This is a genomic window from Roseovarius sp. (genome assembly GCF_030373445.1).
In the GTDB taxonomy this organism is placed as follows: Bacteria; Pseudomonadota; Alphaproteobacteria; order Rhodobacterales; family Rhodobacteraceae; genus Roseovarius.
This window is the reverse complement of the sequence record NZ_JAUCYU010000011.1, coordinates 180,911-197,951: the sequence shown is the minus strand read 5'-3', so window position 1 is coordinate 197,951 and position 17,041 is coordinate 180,911. Positions and strand designations below refer to the sequence as shown.

14 protein-coding genes are annotated in these 17,041 nt (G+C 58.9%); 4 read left to right on the top strand and 10 right to left on the bottom strand.

Annotation, left to right across the window (positions count from 1 at the left end):
- The first annotated feature begins 473 nt into the window (after positions 1-473).
- The 4 genes from QUV18_RS18930 (at position 474) to QUV18_RS18915 (ending at position 4,236) form a co-directional block, all read left to right on the top strand.
- Entirely contained in the window at positions 474-1,553 is a 1,080-nt protein-coding gene (locus tag QUV18_RS18930) for a hybrid sensor histidine kinase/response regulator (protein WP_300895660.1), read from the top strand.
- A 9-nt stretch (positions 1,554-1,562) separates the two neighbouring features.
- A complete protein-coding gene (locus QUV18_RS18925) occupies positions 1,563-1,985 on the top strand; it encodes a hypothetical protein (RefSeq protein ID WP_300895659.1) in 423 nt (140 codons plus the stop codon).
- Between the two features lie 236 nt (positions 1,986-2,221).
- Positions 2,222-2,821 carry a response regulator transcription factor gene (locus tag QUV18_RS18920; protein WP_300895658.1) on the top strand — a complete coding sequence of 200 codons (600 nt, stop codon included), beginning with the start codon at positions 2,222-2,224 and terminating at the stop codon, positions 2,819-2,821.
- Positions 2,822-3,072: 251 nt separating this feature from the next.
- Entirely contained in the window at positions 3,073-4,236 is a 1,164-nt protein-coding gene (locus QUV18_RS18915) for a tetratricopeptide repeat protein (protein WP_300895657.1), read from the top strand.
- 607 nt (positions 4,237-4,843) lie between these two features.
- On the opposite strand, the gene QUV18_RS18910 is transcribed toward QUV18_RS18915, so the two are convergent.
- From QUV18_RS18910 to QUV18_RS18865, 10 genes are all read right to left on the bottom strand, one after another.
- Complete coding sequence (locus tag QUV18_RS18910; RefSeq protein ID WP_300895656.1) at positions 4,844-5,464, bottom strand: flavin reductase family protein; 621 nt, start codon at positions 5,462-5,464, stop codon at positions 4,844-4,846.
- A gap of 71 nt (positions 5,465-5,535) precedes the next feature.
- Entirely contained in the window at positions 5,536-6,426 is an 891-nt protein-coding gene (locus tag QUV18_RS18905; protein WP_300895655.1) for a TauD/TfdA family dioxygenase, read from the bottom strand.
- 11 nt (positions 6,427-6,437) lie between these two features.
- Positions 6,438-7,562: an Ldh family oxidoreductase gene (locus QUV18_RS18900; RefSeq protein ID WP_300895654.1), complete on the bottom strand. Its 1,125-nt coding sequence runs from the start codon at positions 7,560-7,562 to the stop codon at positions 6,438-6,440.
- 15 nt (positions 7,563-7,577) lie between these two features.
- Positions 7,578-8,477, bottom strand: a complete 900-nt coding sequence (locus tag QUV18_RS18895; RefSeq protein WP_300895653.1) for a fumarylacetoacetate hydrolase family protein — start codon at positions 8,475-8,477, stop codon at positions 7,578-7,580.
- A gap of 13 nt (positions 8,478-8,490) precedes the next feature.
- On the bottom strand, positions 8,491-9,777 hold the full coding sequence (locus tag QUV18_RS18890; protein WP_300895652.1) for a TRAP transporter large permease: 1,287 nt from the start codon (positions 9,775-9,777) through the stop codon (positions 8,491-8,493).
- A 16-nt stretch (positions 9,778-9,793) separates the two neighbouring features.
- Positions 9,794-10,321, bottom strand: a complete 528-nt coding sequence (locus QUV18_RS18885; RefSeq protein ID WP_300895651.1) for a TRAP transporter small permease — start codon at positions 10,319-10,321, stop codon at positions 9,794-9,796.
- Complete coding sequence (gene dctP, locus QUV18_RS18880) at positions 10,318-11,343, bottom strand: TRAP transporter substrate-binding protein DctP (RefSeq protein ID WP_300895650.1); 1,026 nt, start codon at positions 11,341-11,343, stop codon at positions 10,318-10,320. Before dctP ends, QUV18_RS18885 begins: the two co-directional genes overlap by 4 nt.
- 46 nt (positions 11,344-11,389) lie before the next feature.
- Positions 11,390-11,986, bottom strand: a complete 597-nt coding sequence (locus QUV18_RS18875) for a glutathione S-transferase family protein (RefSeq protein WP_300895649.1) — start codon at positions 11,984-11,986, stop codon at positions 11,390-11,392.
- A 96-nt stretch (positions 11,987-12,082) separates the two neighbouring features.
- Entirely contained in the window at positions 12,083-13,006 is a 924-nt protein-coding gene (locus QUV18_RS18870; protein ID WP_300895648.1) for a LysR family transcriptional regulator, read from the bottom strand.
- Between the two features lie 178 nt (positions 13,007-13,184).
- Entirely contained in the window at positions 13,185-17,021 is a 3,837-nt protein-coding gene (locus QUV18_RS18865) for a caspase family protein (RefSeq protein ID WP_300895647.1), read from the bottom strand.
- Between the last annotated feature and the right edge of the window lie 20 nt (positions 17,022-17,041).

Below are 17,041 nucleotides of genomic sequence, written 5' to 3'. Positions count from 1 at the left end.
GCCTAAGCCTCCTGGTTCAGGCCCAGGTGTCCGGTCGAAAATGGGGCCAGTTCAACTGCCGACTCTCTGCCGACAGCCCAGTACTCAGCCAATGAAGATACTTTCGTTTCCATAAACAATCTTAAGTATGTATTGCCGACTTTTGGCTATGCATGTCAACGAAACTGCGTAGGGAGCGACCCTAAAACTTTACGTATCCGTCCAACCAATTGATTTTAAAAAAACATTTATGCAACGAGCCGGAGATTTCTCCATGTGAGCTTCGCAACATTTCTCCCTAATCCGAACAACTGGTTACAATTCGAGAACTATCGAAAGAAATCAGGCGCAATTTGCCAATTTAATTGGCATTGATACATGCCGCTAAAACGAATCTGTGCAATGATGTACCCAAGCGTAAAAAAGCTTGCCGTTTCTCTTGTCAGCCAGAGGTGACATCGCAGATACATGACGGGGTGCAGGAACCGACTTAGATGATAGACGATCAGTCAAACGACTCCAGTTTCGCCGAAACGACGCATAAACAGGCAGTTACCGCGCACGACATCCGAAACGAGCTCCAGACAATTCTCGCCAGCGTTGACCTCTTTGCGGAATGCCCCGGGAACGAAGACACGTCAGTCTGCCAATCCATGGTCAACATCAGAAATGCCACGGAAAGGGCATTGGACCTCGCCAATGGTCTCCTCACGTCCGCACGCGCGGAGCATTACCGTCCGAAAGAGACACTTTCGGTTTTCCAGATTGGCGTACGCGCTTCCGAAATCACCGAGAGGATGAAGGCAATTGCCGACAAGAATAAAAACAAAATAACTGTCGAGATCGATACTTTCGATAGTTTGCTGACAGGCAACTCAAGCCTCGTAGATACAATCGTCCAGAACCTGCTCAGCAATGCAAACAAGTTTACGCAGAACGGTACCATCACTCTGAGGATTTCCGAAGATATCACCCCCGACAATCTACATTGTCTTGTAACGTTGTCCGTCGAGGACACCGGAAAAGGAATTGCGGAGGAAGATCTTCATCGCTTGTTCAAGCCTTACGAGAGTCGCGCAGCCAGCAACAGCGACGCTTCCGGGTTTGGCATCGGAACATACGCGGTGGCAGAAGCTGTCAGGGCAATGGGCGGGGATATCGAAGTAGATACAGAACTTGGTCGCGGCTCGCGGTTCACTACAACTTTCTCACTGCCCCTTGCAGAGAAGGCCGACGGCAAACGCCTCCACGAGCCCGAAATGGACCTTCATGACCCAAGAACCAGAAAACCAAGGATTCTCGTTGTAGACGATAACCAGGTCAACCTCGACTTGTTCGTGAAGGCACTGTCTGCCGAGGCGGAAACCGTAACATCCGCGACAAGTGGCGATGCTGCGTTGGCGTGCGTACGGACCGCGGACATCGCCTATGATCTCGTACTGACCGACCTGAACATGCCAGAGACCGATGGCCTTGCACTTGCTATTGAATTGATCCGCTCCGAAGCGTCGAAGCGCCCTCTGGTTGCCGCCCTGACCGCCGAATCCGACGACAGTTGCCTGGAGGCATGCTAAGCGATCGGAATGTTGGATTTGATTCTAAAACCCGTGCGTCCACATGTTCTTCGCAACCGGATCAGGAATATATTGGACACCGCCGAACGAACTCGTGCCGCAACGTCATGGTTGGTTCTCGATACGAGCGTGACAAATGAACTCAACGAGGAGTTTGGCCAGGAGGCAACAAACAAAATGATGCGTCGTGCCCTCGAAGAGGCTGAACGGCTGCATTCAAGCTTGACGGAGAACAATGGGAAATCGCCTGATAGGAACGAAATACACTCTGCTGTTGGATCAGCAGGGATGACAGGCCTGTCACAACTCGACCACGCTCTCAGGATCGTGCAGGCCGTTTCGAAGGTCCGTTCTGTCGAAAGCGCTGCATTCTCGGCGGCCCTCGGTTTGCTGAATGACGCGATCAAAACGGCGGATCAGGTTCTGAAATAATGCCCTGCGGGCGATTCGCTTCCGAAAATCCACACTGCGTGGATAAGTGCGAGTCTTGGAACACATCCGCGGAACTCCGCCAATAAAAGTACGTTAAAGTGGAACACTGGTCATGTGCGGTTAAGTCAATCTTAATCAATCTTAATCAATGTAAATGTCGATAACTTGGTAACCAGTACTAGCGGAACAGAGTGCCTGGAATGAACAAAAACCATAATGGAAAGGTCCGAGTCCTTGTGGCTGACGACCATGAGATGATTCTCGAGATGATAGAACTGTTTCTATCGCAAACCGGAGATTTTGAAGTTTGGACGGCCAGATCGCTGACGGACGCTGTAGAAGAAATCAAGAAGAATGGACCATTTGACGTCGTCCTTCTGGATTTCGTCATGCCTGGAATGAAGGGCATTGTCGGTCTGAAAACGGCGATACAGGCAAATGACGGCAAGCCTGTTGGCATCATCACGGGAAACCCATCAGGAAGAAACGTAACTGACATCGTCAATGCCAACGCAGCAGGCATCGTGCTGAAGACGACGCCGATGCGTACGCTCGCCAACGCCTTGCAGTTTATGGCCGCAGGAGAATTGTATCTCCCTCGCCAGATCACAATCGACCGTGAACAAGATGAACATGGTGCAGACGGGCTACTGTCCAGGAAAGAGAGCCTCGTCTTGGCCCAGTTGGTCGAAGGCTTGTCGAACCGGGAGATTGGCGAGGCGCTGCAACTGGCCGAACCTACCATAAAAATGCATGTCCGTTCGATCTGCGGCAAACTCGAGGCGAAGAACCGGACACAGGCTGTACTTCGTGCGAAGGAACTCGGGTTATACTGAACTGAAGAAATCTGGTCTCTGAAGAGCTACGATCTGTCATTATCCTGCGTTAAGTCGCCGGATAGTGACAGCCGCCAATTGTTTCAATAGGCCAGACCGGGTGAGCTTTGGTGCGTCCCAAAAGGGCCGCATTGAAAGCAGTACATATCTGAGCTTTGCGCGCTAAGCAGATTTGCTTCAGAATCCTAAACTTGCGCGCCGTCCCTATTTGCTGTTCTTTGTCGACGCTCAGATCAACTTGAGAGGCCGCCATGACAAGCAGGGATGAATTGAAGGAGTTGTCCTTTGACGTTCTAAAGGTCCGCGCCAGAGCGTTTGCGGCAAACGGCAAGCATTTGAAAGCGGCGGTCGCGTACGAGTTGGCCGCCCGCTTGAAACCAGAAAGTGATGCCAGCTTGTTTCAGGCTATCCAGTTGAAACATGCCGGCGAGATCGAACAGTCCGCGACTGTATACAAAGCATTTCTTCGGTCGAAGCCTGACCATTTTGACGGATGGTGCAGCTATGGCGTCACCATGAAGCAGAACCAGAAGTTTGACGAGGCCGTGCAAGCGTTCGAGCGGGCGCTGGAGTTGAAGGAAGACCCGGCAGCTCGCAACGCGTTTGTAACCTCTCTATGGCGAACCGGCCAGCATGAGAGGGCCACTCAAGAAGGAATGGTAAACCTGAAGCTCAAGGACAAGATTGCCTTCGAGAAGTTCGCATCGTCTCCATTCAACGGATTGGCTTTGAAAGATCGACGACCCCAGTTCGATCCGAGCCGCACCAAGCGGAACATCATTTCATTCTCCCTTTGGGGAGACGATCCGACCTACGTCACGGGAGCCATCGTAAACGCGCAAATCGCCCCACATATCTACGTGGGGTGGACCGCTCGTTTTTACTGCGACGAAACTGTTCCGGCTGACGCGCGTGCAGAGTTGGAAAAGCACGGCGCCCAAGTGATAATTCTCCAGGATCCGGAATTAAAAAAGATCCGGCCAATGTGGCGTTTCTTGGTATCAGATGATCCGGACACGGATTTTTTCGTCTGCCGGGACGCGGATTCACGTTTGAATGTGCAAGAGTTCCTCGCGGTAGACGAATGGATAAGGTCGGGCAAACGATTTCACGTGATGCGTGACCATATTTATCATATGGAACTCATTCTGGCAGGGATGTGGGGGGGCGTTTCTGGTGTGCTTCCCAACATGCGCGAAACCCTTGGAAGCGCCACAGACTACTTTGAGAACCGGTTTGGTGACCAAGCCTTTCTGATGGATGTAGTCTGGCCGTTGGTCAAATCCGAGCTGTGTACTCATGACAGCGTATACGGTTTCCCTAACGGAGGAGATTTCCCGGGGGAGTATCGGTTACCGGGCATGATCCACGTGGGCGGCGCCATCAAGTCGATGAAGCATTGGCGTGCAGTTTGAAACTGCGATGTGTTCTCAAGACCTTGAAAGCAGTGATAAAGCTCCACGATTGTTCTCGATATAAGTACACAGTTATTCCTGCCGAGGGCCGTATCTGTGTTGATGTCGTAAGTGCAAATTATACATACTTAGGTATGTAATTCTTTTGCTTGAGAGAACCTCGTGGAGGAGTCTGGGAATGCCGATTGAAGTGATATTTGCAGTCGCGTCGGTAAGCTTTGTGATGGCGTACATTGCAGTGCGACAGTTCAGGGAAAATCGGATCTGGAATGAACGCATGCAAGCCTTAAGGGAAATATACTAGCTCGCACCAACGGACGGCCTTGCCAGACGATCGAGAAATGGGGCATGGGTCGAGGCAGTGCCAAAGCGATGAGCTTGCAACGAAATCTCACACTTGGGCTTAGTCAATAGAACTCAGGTTGAGGTCGGTACGCCGCTGGCCTACGCTGCCCGCATGATAGATTGCAGTCAATTCAAGTATCTCGAAACCGTATGCGGGATCAGAAACCGCGCCGTTGCTTTAGCCAAGTAGCGCGCTCCGGTTTCGGCTCCTCTTGTAGCTGAAGGCGCTTGACGCTGCTGGAAACGATCAGGCGATAGAGTCTTATCTGATCACGCGCCCGGGGTCGGTCGGGCGCAACAGTTCGAAAAGGTCGCCCGCCGTCGCATAGTCGCGATAGCCGCAGCGCCCCAGCGGTTGCGCTTTCGCGGTATCGAAGCGGCCGTCGCGGATGAGGTCATCGTCGATATAGACGGCCACGACCTGCCCCACGACCCACCAGCGACCAGTTGATGCGCCGTGCATATCCGTGAGTTCGTCACAGGACACTACCTTGCATTCGAGGGCGGCAGGCGCCTCGGTCACGCGTGGGGGCGCAACCAGTTTCGAAGGCGTCATGCCAAGCCCGGCAAAGTCGAACTCGTTGACGCCGTCTTCGACCTCTTCCGATGTGCGGTTCATCTGCTCGAGCAGTGGTCTGGTCGACAGGTTGAAGACGAACTCGCCGGTGTCCCTGGCATTGCGCGGCGAGTGCTTGTAGCCGTCGCTGGAAAAGCCGATCATGTTGGGCCGGCTCGAGACGGCATTGAAGAAACTGTAGGGGGCGAGGTTCGGGCGCCCTTCCGTGTCGACGGTCGAGATCCAGCCGATCGGCCGCGGCGCAATGATGGCCTTGAACGGGTCGAACGGAAGCGGTTCGTAGCCTTCTTCGCTTGTATACTGCATTGGGTCCTGCTGTCTGTTATGCGGGTGTATATTCCCCGGTCCGGCGTGCGGCCAGGCCGGCCTGGCATGGCTCACGCTGTCGTCTTGAACTCGAAGTCAAAAACCTTGTCTGCCATCACCTGGCACCGCTTGATCAGACGTGGCTCATCCGGGCCGTAATCGGCGACAGCATTGTGCAGCGTGCCGATATTGTCCCACATGATGACGTCGTTCTCGGACCAAAGGTGCTTGTAGCGATACTTGTCCTGAAGCTGATGGTCGAACAGGAATGTCAGGATTTCATCGCTTTCCTCGGGGTCCATGCCGTCGATCTTCATGGTATAGCCCGGGTTGGCATAGAGCACCTTCTTGCCGGTGATCGGGTGCGTCATCACCATCGGGTGCGAGACCGGCGGCTTTTTCGCGCGCTGTTCCGGCGTCAGCGGCGGGCGCGCACTTCCCTTCTCGCGGCGCATCTTTTCCCAGAACTTGTTGAAGTCGTGCGTCGCGGTGCGGTCTTCGATCTTCTGCCTGATATCGTCGGGCAGGTCTTCGTAGGCCTTGTGCATGTTGGCGAATTCCGTGCAGCCGAGCGGCACGCCGTTCCGCCGCGGAATCTTGATACCGTAAAGCACGTTGGCGAACGCGATATCCTTGGAATAGGACATGTCGGTGTGCCAGTCCTGCCCGGCATCGGCCAGCCCGATTGGCTTGCCGTTTTCCTTGATGTTCGACAGGATCATCACCTCGGGGTGCTCGTCATCCATGAAAGAATTGGCGACGTTGACCTCGAGCCCGCCGAAGTTTTGGGCAAAGGCTTTCAGCTCTCCCGCTTCGAGATGCTGGTTGGGAAAGCAGACGACACCGTGGGTGCCCACCGCGTGCATGACCGTCTCGTAGACTTTTCTGTCCATGGGCTTGGACAGGTCGAGGCCTTCGACCCGTGCGCCCATGATGTCATCATTGGGAACGACATTAACCATTTCGATACCTCCTAGGCTGATTCTGTGGATTGGGTGACGGGCGACAGCACGAATTCGGCCCCCGCCGCCTGGGCGATGCGCCGCAGATGCGCCACCAGCTCGGATGACAAGGGCACGCCTTCGACGAGGCGCCGGTCGGACAACGCCTTTTCGACATCCCCGGGCAGCAGAACCGGGCGCTCGGGGTCGAGCGGCGGTGTCGCGCGAAGGGTGTCGTCGACGATGCCGAGGTCCGTGTGAAACTCTGCCAGGCCGCGGAATTTCTCGGGGTCGAGCGCCAGGAAGAAGTGACCGATATTGTCGCCCTTGGGCGCCGCGTCGCCGCGGGCGCCGGTGAACGCGCCACCCGCCAGCGTACCGCCAAGGAAATGCCCCAGCAGGGCGAGCCCGTAGCCCTTGAAGGCGCCCATCTGCGGGGTCGAGCCCAGCGGGGTCAGCCCCCCGGGCCGATTGCCGTACACGATTTTGGCGGCAACCTCGGGGTCGGCCACGGTGGCGCCCTCGCCATCGACGACCCAGCCTTCGGGCACGGGATCGCCCGTCAGCTGGAACAGACGGATCTTGTTGCCGGCGGCCGTCGAGGTGGCCATGTCGAACACGATCGGATGCGTGCCCTGTCGCGGCACGCCGTAAGCCAGCGGGTTGGTGCCCAGAACGGACTCGCCCGCGCCCGGCGGCACGACGCACACCACCTTGGTGGAGGAGGCGACGAGCAGGATCATGCCCTGCTCTGCCCCGCGTCGGGCGTAATAACCGGCGGCCCCGAAGTGGCGCGAGTTGTTGACGGTGACGGCGGCCACGCCGACCTCTCTGGCCTTTTTGCAGGCCAGGTCGACGGCGCGCACCGAGACCGGGAAGCCAAGCCCGCCCTGGGCGTCGATGCTGGCGTAGCCGGGGCCGTCGCTCAGCACGCGATCATCGGCGCCAAGGTTGAAGTTGCCGCCCTCACGCCACTTTTCGTACAGCGCAAGCAGGGATATCCCGTGCGTGCCGATCCCGCGCAGGTCGCAATCGAGCATCGCCTCGGCCGTCAGCGCGACATTCTCGGGCCCCATGCCCCATGCGGACAGAACCTCGGCCGCCTGCCTGCGAACGGATTGGGCGTCGTAAAGGGTGTCTTGTTTGTCTTCGCTCATTCTTTCGTTGGCTCCTCAGCTTTCATCCACGACCGGGTTGACGAGGGCCGGCAGCCCCTCGACCTCGACCCGCACCTCGTCGCCGGGCTGCAGGTACGTGGGCGGTTCCCGGAAATGGCCCACGCCGGCGGGCGTGCCAGAGGCGATGATGTCGCCCGGCGACAGGGTCACGTACCGGCTGATGAAGCTGACCAGGTAGGGGATCGGAAAGATCAGGTCGTCTGTCTTGCCTTCCTGAACGAGGTCGTCGTTCACGAAGGTGCGCAGCGACATCCCCCCGGGGTCGACCTTGTCGCCGGCGGCCAGCATGACCGGCCCGGCCGGGCAGAACGTGTCGAGGCTTTTCGCAAAGGTCGTCTGGCCGGGGCTTCTGTCGAACTGGAATTCCCGGGCCGTCACGTCATTGAGGGGGATATAGCCCGCGATCGCCCCCAGCGCCCCGGTTCCACCCACGCCTCGGACAGTTTTGCCGATGACGATGCCGATCTCGCCTTCCCAATCGAGCTTGGTGACCCCCGTCGGCCGGCGGATCGGGTCGCGGTGGCCGATGACGGAGGAGGTCAGCTTGGCGAAAAGCCGGGGCTCTTCCTGTGCCTGCAGACCACCTTCCAGCGCGTGGGCCCCGTAGTTGCGCCCGACGCCGATCACGTTGGCGGGCCGGCCGGTGGGCGGAAGGAACCGGATGGTGTCAGGGTCCAGTTTCTTTGGCCCTTCGGCGGCGGTCACGTCACCAAACGCCGGATCGTCGAGCAGCCCGTGTTCGAGCATGGCGCGAAGCCCGCCGTTCTGAACGAGATCGGCCTGATCCGTCTTGCCGCGTGCGAGAAGGGCGGCGCCCAGATCGAAGTAGTCCCCGTTCAGGGCAAACCCGGCGCGGGGTCTGTCGCTCTGAAGGCAGTAGGTGAAGAGTTTCATTCTGGCCTCCGGGCTAGTTCACGAGAAACAGAGAGATTTCCGGGAAGGACACGAGTAGCGCCAGCAGCACCAGCTCGACCGCGACGAAGGGGGCGACGCCCTTGAACCCGACCTTGGTGGGCGTCTTCGTGGCGGCTGAGGCAATGAAGACGTTCAGGCCTACAGGCGGTGTCACCAGCCCGATTTCGGCGGTCTTGACGATCAGGATGCCGAACCAGATCGGGTCGAAGCCGAGGCCCGTGACGATCGAATAACTGACCGGCACCGTCAGCACGAGGATCGCGAACTGATCCATCAGCATGCCCAGCAGGAGATACATCAGAAGGATCAGCACCAGCACGAGATGCGGCGAGATATCGGATGCGGCGATGAAGTCGAGCAGGTGGTTGGTGACCTGGGTGTAGGTCATGAAATACCCGAACATTAGCGCGCCGAAGATGATCGTCACGATCATCGCGCTGGTCCGCAGCGTGTTGCCGATGGCGGTGGCCGCGGTGCCGGCGCGCAGTCGGCCAAGCGAGAGCGACAGCAGGAAGGCACCGACCGCCCCGATGGCGCCCACTTCGGTTGGCGTCGCCAGCCCAGAATAGAGACTGCCCAACACGAGCACCACCAGCAACACGACCGGCCAGACCCGCCCCTTCTGTTCGAGCCGGTGGCCTTCGGCATCGGTCAGCGCGTCGTCATGCGACGGCGCCCAGTCGGGGTTGCGCCAGAGCACCAGGCGGATCGCGACCATGTAGCCCAGCCCCGTCACCACCCCCGGGCCGATGCCGGCGATGAACAACTTGCCGATCGATTCCTCGGTCAGGATGCCGTAGACGACAAGCGCGATCGACGGCGGGATCATGATGGCCAGCGTGCCCGCGATCGAGATCGTACCGATCGCAAGGCCCGGATTGTAGCCCAGCCGGCTCATCGTCGGGTAGGCAGCGCGGGCGATGGTGGCCACCGAGGCCGTGCTCGAGCCGGACGTGGCCGCCAGAACGGCGCCGGCCAGAACACAGGCCATGGCCAGCCCGCCCTTCACCTTTCGCATCAGCCGGTTGCACGCGATCATCATGTCGTCGGCGATGCCGCCCGCGCTGAGAAATTCCGACATCATCACGAAGGCCGGGATGGTCAGGATCACGTAATTGGCAAAGGTGTGGTGCACGACCTCTGTCATCAGGCCCAGAACGGTGGCCTGCGGGGCCACGAACAGCAGGCTGATACTACCCGCCACGCCAAGGGCGAAGCCAACGGGCAGACCAAGCAAGAGAAACAGGATCAGCAGCAGAGTGCCGGCGAGTATGGTCATGAACAGGCCTGTCGGGTTAGTGCGCCGCGGGCGCGTCTAGGTCGAAGTCGCTGAAAGCATCGACGAGAAGCCGAAGGACGAGCATGAACATCCCGATCGGAATCCATACCCATGACCATCCAACCGGCCAGTCGATCACGCCCATCATCAGGTCGTTCTTGACGAAGGCGTCGGTTGTCTTTCCCAGGGCCTGCCAGCAGATGAACGTCAGGTAGATGGCTGCCAGGATATTCCCGGCCCGCAAAAGCAGGATGCGCGGCCCCTTAGGAATGGTGTTGAGCAAGAGCTGGATGCGGATACGCCCGCCTGTCCGGTATCCCCAGGGAAGTGCCAGGGAAAAGCCCATCACCATCAGGTAGCTTTCAGTCAGCGTGTATTGAAACGTGAGCGGGGCAGAGAACAGATGCCGCATCACGGCATCTGAACTGACGAAGACCATCGCAAGGGCGATAGCCGCCCCGCCCACGACGATGAAGACATTCTCGACCGCGCACAACGCGTGATCGGCTGCCCCCACCGTTCTTTTGAAGACACCCGATGTCATGCCTGTTTTGCGGCCTTGCGATATTTCTCAAGCGCCGCCTCGGCCGGAAGACCACGGCCCGCCAGACGTTCGACCCAGCTGTCGTGGACAGATTCCAGCGCGCCGTTGATCTTGTCCAGCTCCTCGGCCGGGAACGCGTAAAGATCCATGCCGAGCTCGGAGAATTCCTTGCCCAGCGTTTCGGTGTCGGAATCCATCAGGTCGCCGACATGCTGTTCGGTGAATTTTCCGGCTTCCATGATCGCATCCTGGATCTCGGCCGGGATCGTGTCCCACTTTTCCTGCCGGATCGAGAAGACGTTGGTGAACGTCCCGAACGAGCCATTGGTGCTGGCGGCGTCACAGAGTTCTTGCACGCCGTAGCCCTTCACGCTGCTGAAGGCCGAGAGTGTCGCGTTGACCGTGCCCCGCTCCATCGCGACGTAGATGTCGCTGGCGGAAATCTCGGCCGGCGCGGCGCCCAGCGACTCGATGGCAAGATTCATGCTGCCACCGGCCGACCGGATGACGCGGCCCTCGAACTCGGCAAGGCTGCGAATGGCACCCTTGGACGAGAACAGCTGGTAAGGCGGGTACGCCATGTTCCAGATCGGCACGATCCCGTTCTCGTCGAACTCGCCCATCAGTTCGGGCGTCTGGATCGCGGCGGCGTAGGTGTCGATATTCGTGCGCGCCGACGAACCCAGCCCGGGCAGCGTCGAAACACCGTTCAGGGGCATCTTGTCGCTCACATAGCCGATCGGCACCGGCACCGCGTCGGCGACGCCGGTCTGGACCGCGTTCATCAGGCCCTTGAGATTGGCCAGCTGCCCGGCCGGGAAATAATTGTACGACACGGCGTCGCCCACCAGCTCCTTGAGCTTGTTCATCCAGGGCTCGACGCCGCCGGCAGAGATCACGTGTTTATTGGGGCTGCCGTGCACCACGGTCAGTTCCACAGCACTTGCTGCGCGCAGAACGGCTGGCATGGCCACCAGACCGCCTGCGGCGGCACTCATCTTCAGAAGTTCACGTCTTTTCATGGTCTCCTCCCTATTTTGACCTTCAAGCGGTTTTGTCGGCCCTGCCTTAGCCGGGTCGAGTCGCGGCGAAGGCCGGCCGCGCGTTCAAAGTTGACACCCAACCTGACAAGCGTGGGCGAGTGTCGAGAATTTCCAGCTCCGGATGACGAAATCCGACCCAATCCGCGGCGCATACTGCTGCGATGTCGGCCATGTCCGGAACGCTAACTGAATCGGGTGCAACTTCCTCGAGCGCATCAAGTGCGCGACAGACCGCAGCCTGATGGAATTTTACGAATTCATCCTGATCGGGACCGCCTTTGCGCTGTTTCTCGACCCGCGTCAGCATTCCCTTATCCAAAATACCTTGGGCAAGGCCAAGGATACGCAAACGGCCGGCATCGCGATCGACGGGCTTATGCATCGCGCCATTGGCGAACCGATCATCCAAGTACCGGCACACATGATCGGATTCGATGATCGTGACACCATTATCTAGTGACAACGCCGGAATCTTCCCGACAGGATTGATATCCCAGAAACCCGTCGCCGGATCACGAGGATTTATAGAGACTTCTTGCACGCTGTCGGCCTGATCAAGCTCGCGCAGCATTACGCGCACTTTCCGCGCGTAGGGCGAATTGCCCGACATGAACAGTTTCACTTTCGTCCTCCTGGTTCGCGCAAAACCAAGGCTATCGAAAGCCATTCATTAATAAAAACTTAAATATTTAAACAATAAGTTGGAAAATTCTAATAATCAGATAGCAAGGCCGAGCCGGTCTGCATTCTTTGCCGCGGTGTTTACCAATGTTCCCAGCAATAGGTCCGCGACCGGCGACAGTTTCTCGCCTCTGCGCGAGATTTTTCCAATCGTTCGCGAGGCGCGCTGATCCTTGAAGGAAAGCGCCACCAGCCTTGACGCGACAAGAAGCCGTGGGTCGACCACGGGCATGACCGTTGCCCCGAGCCCGGCAGCGACAAGCGCGTAAAGCGTCGGATACTGCATGCTCTCATGCCGGGGCATGATCTTGATATCCGCCCGCCGCGAGAGGTCGTCCAGGACGCCGCGGGCGGTGCTGCCGACGCTTGGGCACATGAGGTGAAGGTGGCGCAAATCCTCTGCCTCGGCGAAACCACGTCGCGCTATCGGGTGCGTCTCTGGTAGTATGAGCTTGAACTCCTGCTCGAAGAGAGGTGTGAATTCGAGCACCTCGGGAACGTCAGAATACGGGCCTATGCCAAAATCGACGGCCCCGCTTTCGACCGAGCTCAGCATGTCGGTACGAAGAGCCTCCAACAAAGATACCTTCACATCCGGCTGCTCCAGCTCGATCCGCTTGATCGCCTCGGGAATGATGCTGACCGCGATGGTCGGAGAAACGGACAACTCGACGCTCCCCGAGAAGGCCGCAGTGTTTGCCTTGAAATCCCGCAGCAGCCGGTCCGTCTCGTTAAGGACACGCCGCCCGCGTATCAGAAACTCTTCCCCCGCGTCCGATAAACGAACCGATCGTGTAGTCCTGACAAGAAGCCTCACGCCCACGATTTCTTCCAGTTGAGCAATTTGCCCGCTTACCGCAGCGGGTGATCTGCCAACTCGCTCGGCCGCACGTTTGAAGCTGCCAAGTTCGGCCACCGCCACAAATGTGGCAATGAGCCCCATGATCTGCCGGTCTTGCATCAAACAGCTTTCAATAAACGTTCCTTGCACCGGCACTATACTCAGGACACTAGACGAATGGGAAACGTTCCCGTGTACCGAAAGGAGTCATATCAAAGCAACGTGGGCTGAAGCGGACTGAGCCTTCACTTACCGCCCGTGTGAGTTTTCCCACGCGTTCGGCCGCAATCCACGCAAATCAACGAGATCGCCCCAAGATGATGTCTTCGCCGATCAGGTTGATTTGCGGAACCTGCCGGTAGCTCCACTTTTCCGAAGTAAGTTCCGGCAGGGTGGTCATGACATAATCCGACAGCTCGGTTGCGCTGATGAGCCCGTCACCATTTTGATCTCCCGATGCGAAAGCGTCCAGCAGGACGCTGGTGAAGGCCCCGTGGCCGTTATGGCCCTCGAGGGCATATTGGGTTTCGGCAGATGCCGATAGCATCAAGCGGGTCGATCCGCTTCCGACCGCACCATTGACGGAGGCCTGATGCAGGCGGAAGGCCGCGTCCATCCGCAAGGCCGAGCCGCTTTCGCAAGCATCGATCAGAACAATCGAGCGCTGAGCAGGAAGGCGGGACAGCCACCTGTTCAGGTCGCTTTGAGAGATCGCGCGTTCAGCCAGCTCCGCCTTGGGGTCGCGGCCGGTCCGGACGTCGGAGGCGAGGAAGTGGAAGCGGCCTTCATCGGTCAAGCCGTGACCTGCGACGAAGAGGACGAAGACATCGTTCGGATGCATCCGTTCTGACATATCGCGTATCGTCTCGGCCACCCTGGCGCGCGTGACATCCTGATCGAAGAGCCGCGTGACAGAGATTTCCCGGCCCAGCAGCGAAGCGGGCCGCACTCGGGCGTCCTGCGCGGTCGCTGCACCGACGAGGGCCTTTTCGAAGGCTTCCGCGTCGCGGGTGGGGTATGCAAGGTCCAGCCGGTCGTCAGCGTAATCCTGAACGGCAACCGTCAGAATATGCAACTTCCCGGGCGCGGCGTCGCCCTCGAATTCCGGGCCGGCCACGCTGACCGCCTCCGAGCTTTGCAGGCGGCTGGAATTCGTGGCCTGCACCGAGACCTCGTTTGCCCCCGTCGACAAGGGCAGTTTGCGGGTGATCAGCACCTCCTCGGTCTCGGCACCGGCCTGGCTTTCATCGATTGCCACGACCCTTTCATTCACGCGCCACAGCAGCCAGCCAAGCCCGCCCTCGCCCACCGACAAGGTGGCCCGGGCGATGACCGCGCCGGGCCGATTGTCCTGCTCCAGCGTCAGGTCGGTCACGCGCGGGGCGGGGCCGGCCTCGAACGCATCTGCGAGCGAGACGCTGGCTCGGGCATCGGCCAGTTGGCGGCCGGGGTCGCCCACAAGCGCCGCCTGCACGAGGTCGGGCCGGTAGAAGGTTTCGGCAAAGGCGGACAATGGCACCGCGCGGTTGGTTTCGCGGTTCCTGACAAGAATGTCGGCCGCCGCCGAGAGCTCGTTAAACGAGAAGAACCCCGACGGCAGGAGCGCCAGAGCCGCCCCATCGGGGCCAAAATGCAGGGTGGCGAGATGTTCGCCGGTGGCAGTGTTGAAAACGTCCGAGGCACTCGCGGTTTGCGGGACGACCGTATAGCCATCGCCCATCAGGATTTCGGCGTTGCCGAGGCCGGTGAAGCCAGGGTGGCGGGGATGGCCGCTAACCTGAGCCATGGTGGCGTCGAAGAAGTAAAGCCCGCCCGAGCTGCCCGCGATCACCACGGCATCATTGTCCGCCGCGATATCCTGCGCACCGATCAGACCGTCCGGGCTCAATTCCGAACTGGCGCGCATCGGCGCGCCGATCTGGTTGCCCAACAGGTCGAAGCGGTAAATGAAGGTGCTCTGCCAGGTGGGGCCGTAGTCGCCGCGCATCTTGGGGTCGGTCTTAGGCACACCCCGAACCAGGAACCTCAGGGTACCGTCCAATGGCGGCAATACGTACAGGTTTGCATTGTAGGTATTGTCGCCCTGATCATAGAGGTGAAAATCCCTGTCGAGGAAGTCGAAGGCAAGGTAGCGTGGTACCTCGGGCGCGTCGGGGTGTTGAACGAGCACCTCGATGCCGTTGTCGGACGTGATACCATAGCTCACCAAAGCGGTGCCGCTATCGGTTGCGACCAGCCGGTGGGTGATTTGCAAGTCGCCGAAATGCGAGGACCTGCACGGGCCGGCATCGCGGCCGTAACGGCACCCCGACCGCAGCTTCACTGTCATGTCGTCCACGTACGACCAGGTGCCGTCATCGCTTTGGGTGTCGATGAAGCAATGGTTCAGCAAGAGGTGCCGGCCCTTCGCGCCTGACCATTTCCAGATGTCGTTGCCGTTCGACTGCTGGCAAGATGTCAATGAGTTTCGCCGTGGTGGGGCCAGGATGATCTCTCCGTCGCTGGCGACGCGGGACCCGGGGGCGAGCCTGTGGATGTCGACAAGGCGTTTGTCGATATCCTCCAGATCGGCAAGCACGAGCGCCTTGCGCGGCGTGTCCTCCGGCCCCGAGAGCCAGAATACGTCTTCGGGAAGCGGTTGCGCCACCGAAACCTCGGGCTGCCCCAAGGTCCACTCGAAATAGGCCTTTTCCTCCGGTCCATCCATGATGACGGTTCGCAGCAGGTTCGACTCGGGGTCCAGATCGGCCCATTGCCGGCGGGCAAAGGACACATCGAAACTCTTGTCGAGACCAGGGCCGGATCGGGTGATGCTGAGATCCTGGCGCAGACCCGACGCGAAGGTTATGCTTTCCTTCGCCACACCATGTCTATTGGGCCGAACCCAGAGGCTGCCGCGGAACATCACGGAAACCGTTCCGTCGGGTGAACTTACTTCGTAACTGCGCCGCGATTCGCCATGCTCGTAGGCGGGAAAGGGACGCGGGTCGTCGGTCCGTTCGCCGGTGAAGATATCGGCGGCAAAGGCTTTGCCGTAGCGTGGAGAGTGAAAGTATCCGACCTCCGGTGTGTACTGAATCGCGGTGAGGCCGGTCTCGACCTTTTTCCAGAGAAGCTCGAATCGTTCCAGGTCGACTGCTGCGAAATAGGAAGGTGTAGAGTGGTCCGAACATTCCAGCCCGAACTCAACAATGTTGTCTTGTTCGAAAATTTTGAAACGCGGGCCGCCTGCGGAACAGTCTGTCGCAAAATCAACCGTCGTCTCGCGATCTATGGACAAGCCCACAGGATCAAGCAGGTAGAGATGCTCGCCCCCGCCGACACCGGCGCGCTGCAAGATAAGCCACCGCCCGTCATTCATTCGGGCAAGGTTGACATAGCCGTTCGGTGCCTTGAGAGAGTGCCGAAACAGTTCTTCGCCGGTAAGCACATCGACGGCGATCAGGTCGGCGCGCCGGTCATTGATATCACCATCGAGTTGACCTGTCGCAAAGATCACGTCCCCTTGGCCGCTGTGCCAGATACGTTGGAAATCTGCCATTCCATAGTCGTAGGAGTTGTATTCCTGAAACTGCGAGATGTTGTCCGTGTCGTAGGCGATCAAGCGCGAGAGATCAGATGTCCCGGTCGAGGTGCTGACGTATCGTGTCTCGGTCAGAACCCCTTGCCCCATGGCAGAATTGGTGACCGGCCCAAGTTCCAGCACCACGCGCTCCAGTTCCAGATCAAGAAAAGCGCGGTTGCTGTTGATGAGGTAGCGCCCGTTATTCGTCAGGCGCGGCGGCGCCATCGACGACCCGCGGAAGAAAGAGGATCCGTTGGCCGGCAGGAACTGGATCAACCCCTCATCTTCGAGGTCGGTTTCGCTTAGCAGTAAATCCTCGGCGCGGATGATCCCTTCCACCTCGCCATGCTCGATCCGGTAGAATTCACGCGTCTGCCGATGGAGCTTGTTGAGTTCGGCGGCGGGCCGTCCGCCCTGGATGCGGCCGATTTCGTTGCGTTGCTCGCTTGCATCAGTCCAGCCGTTGTAAACGGCAATTTCCCCGGTGCGCAGGTAGAGCTCCGCCGCCGTGGCGGAGGTGGCAAAGAATACGAGCCAGAGGGCAGATAGAAAAACGGCGCGGGCGGACATGGAAGGCACTTTTTGCAAGG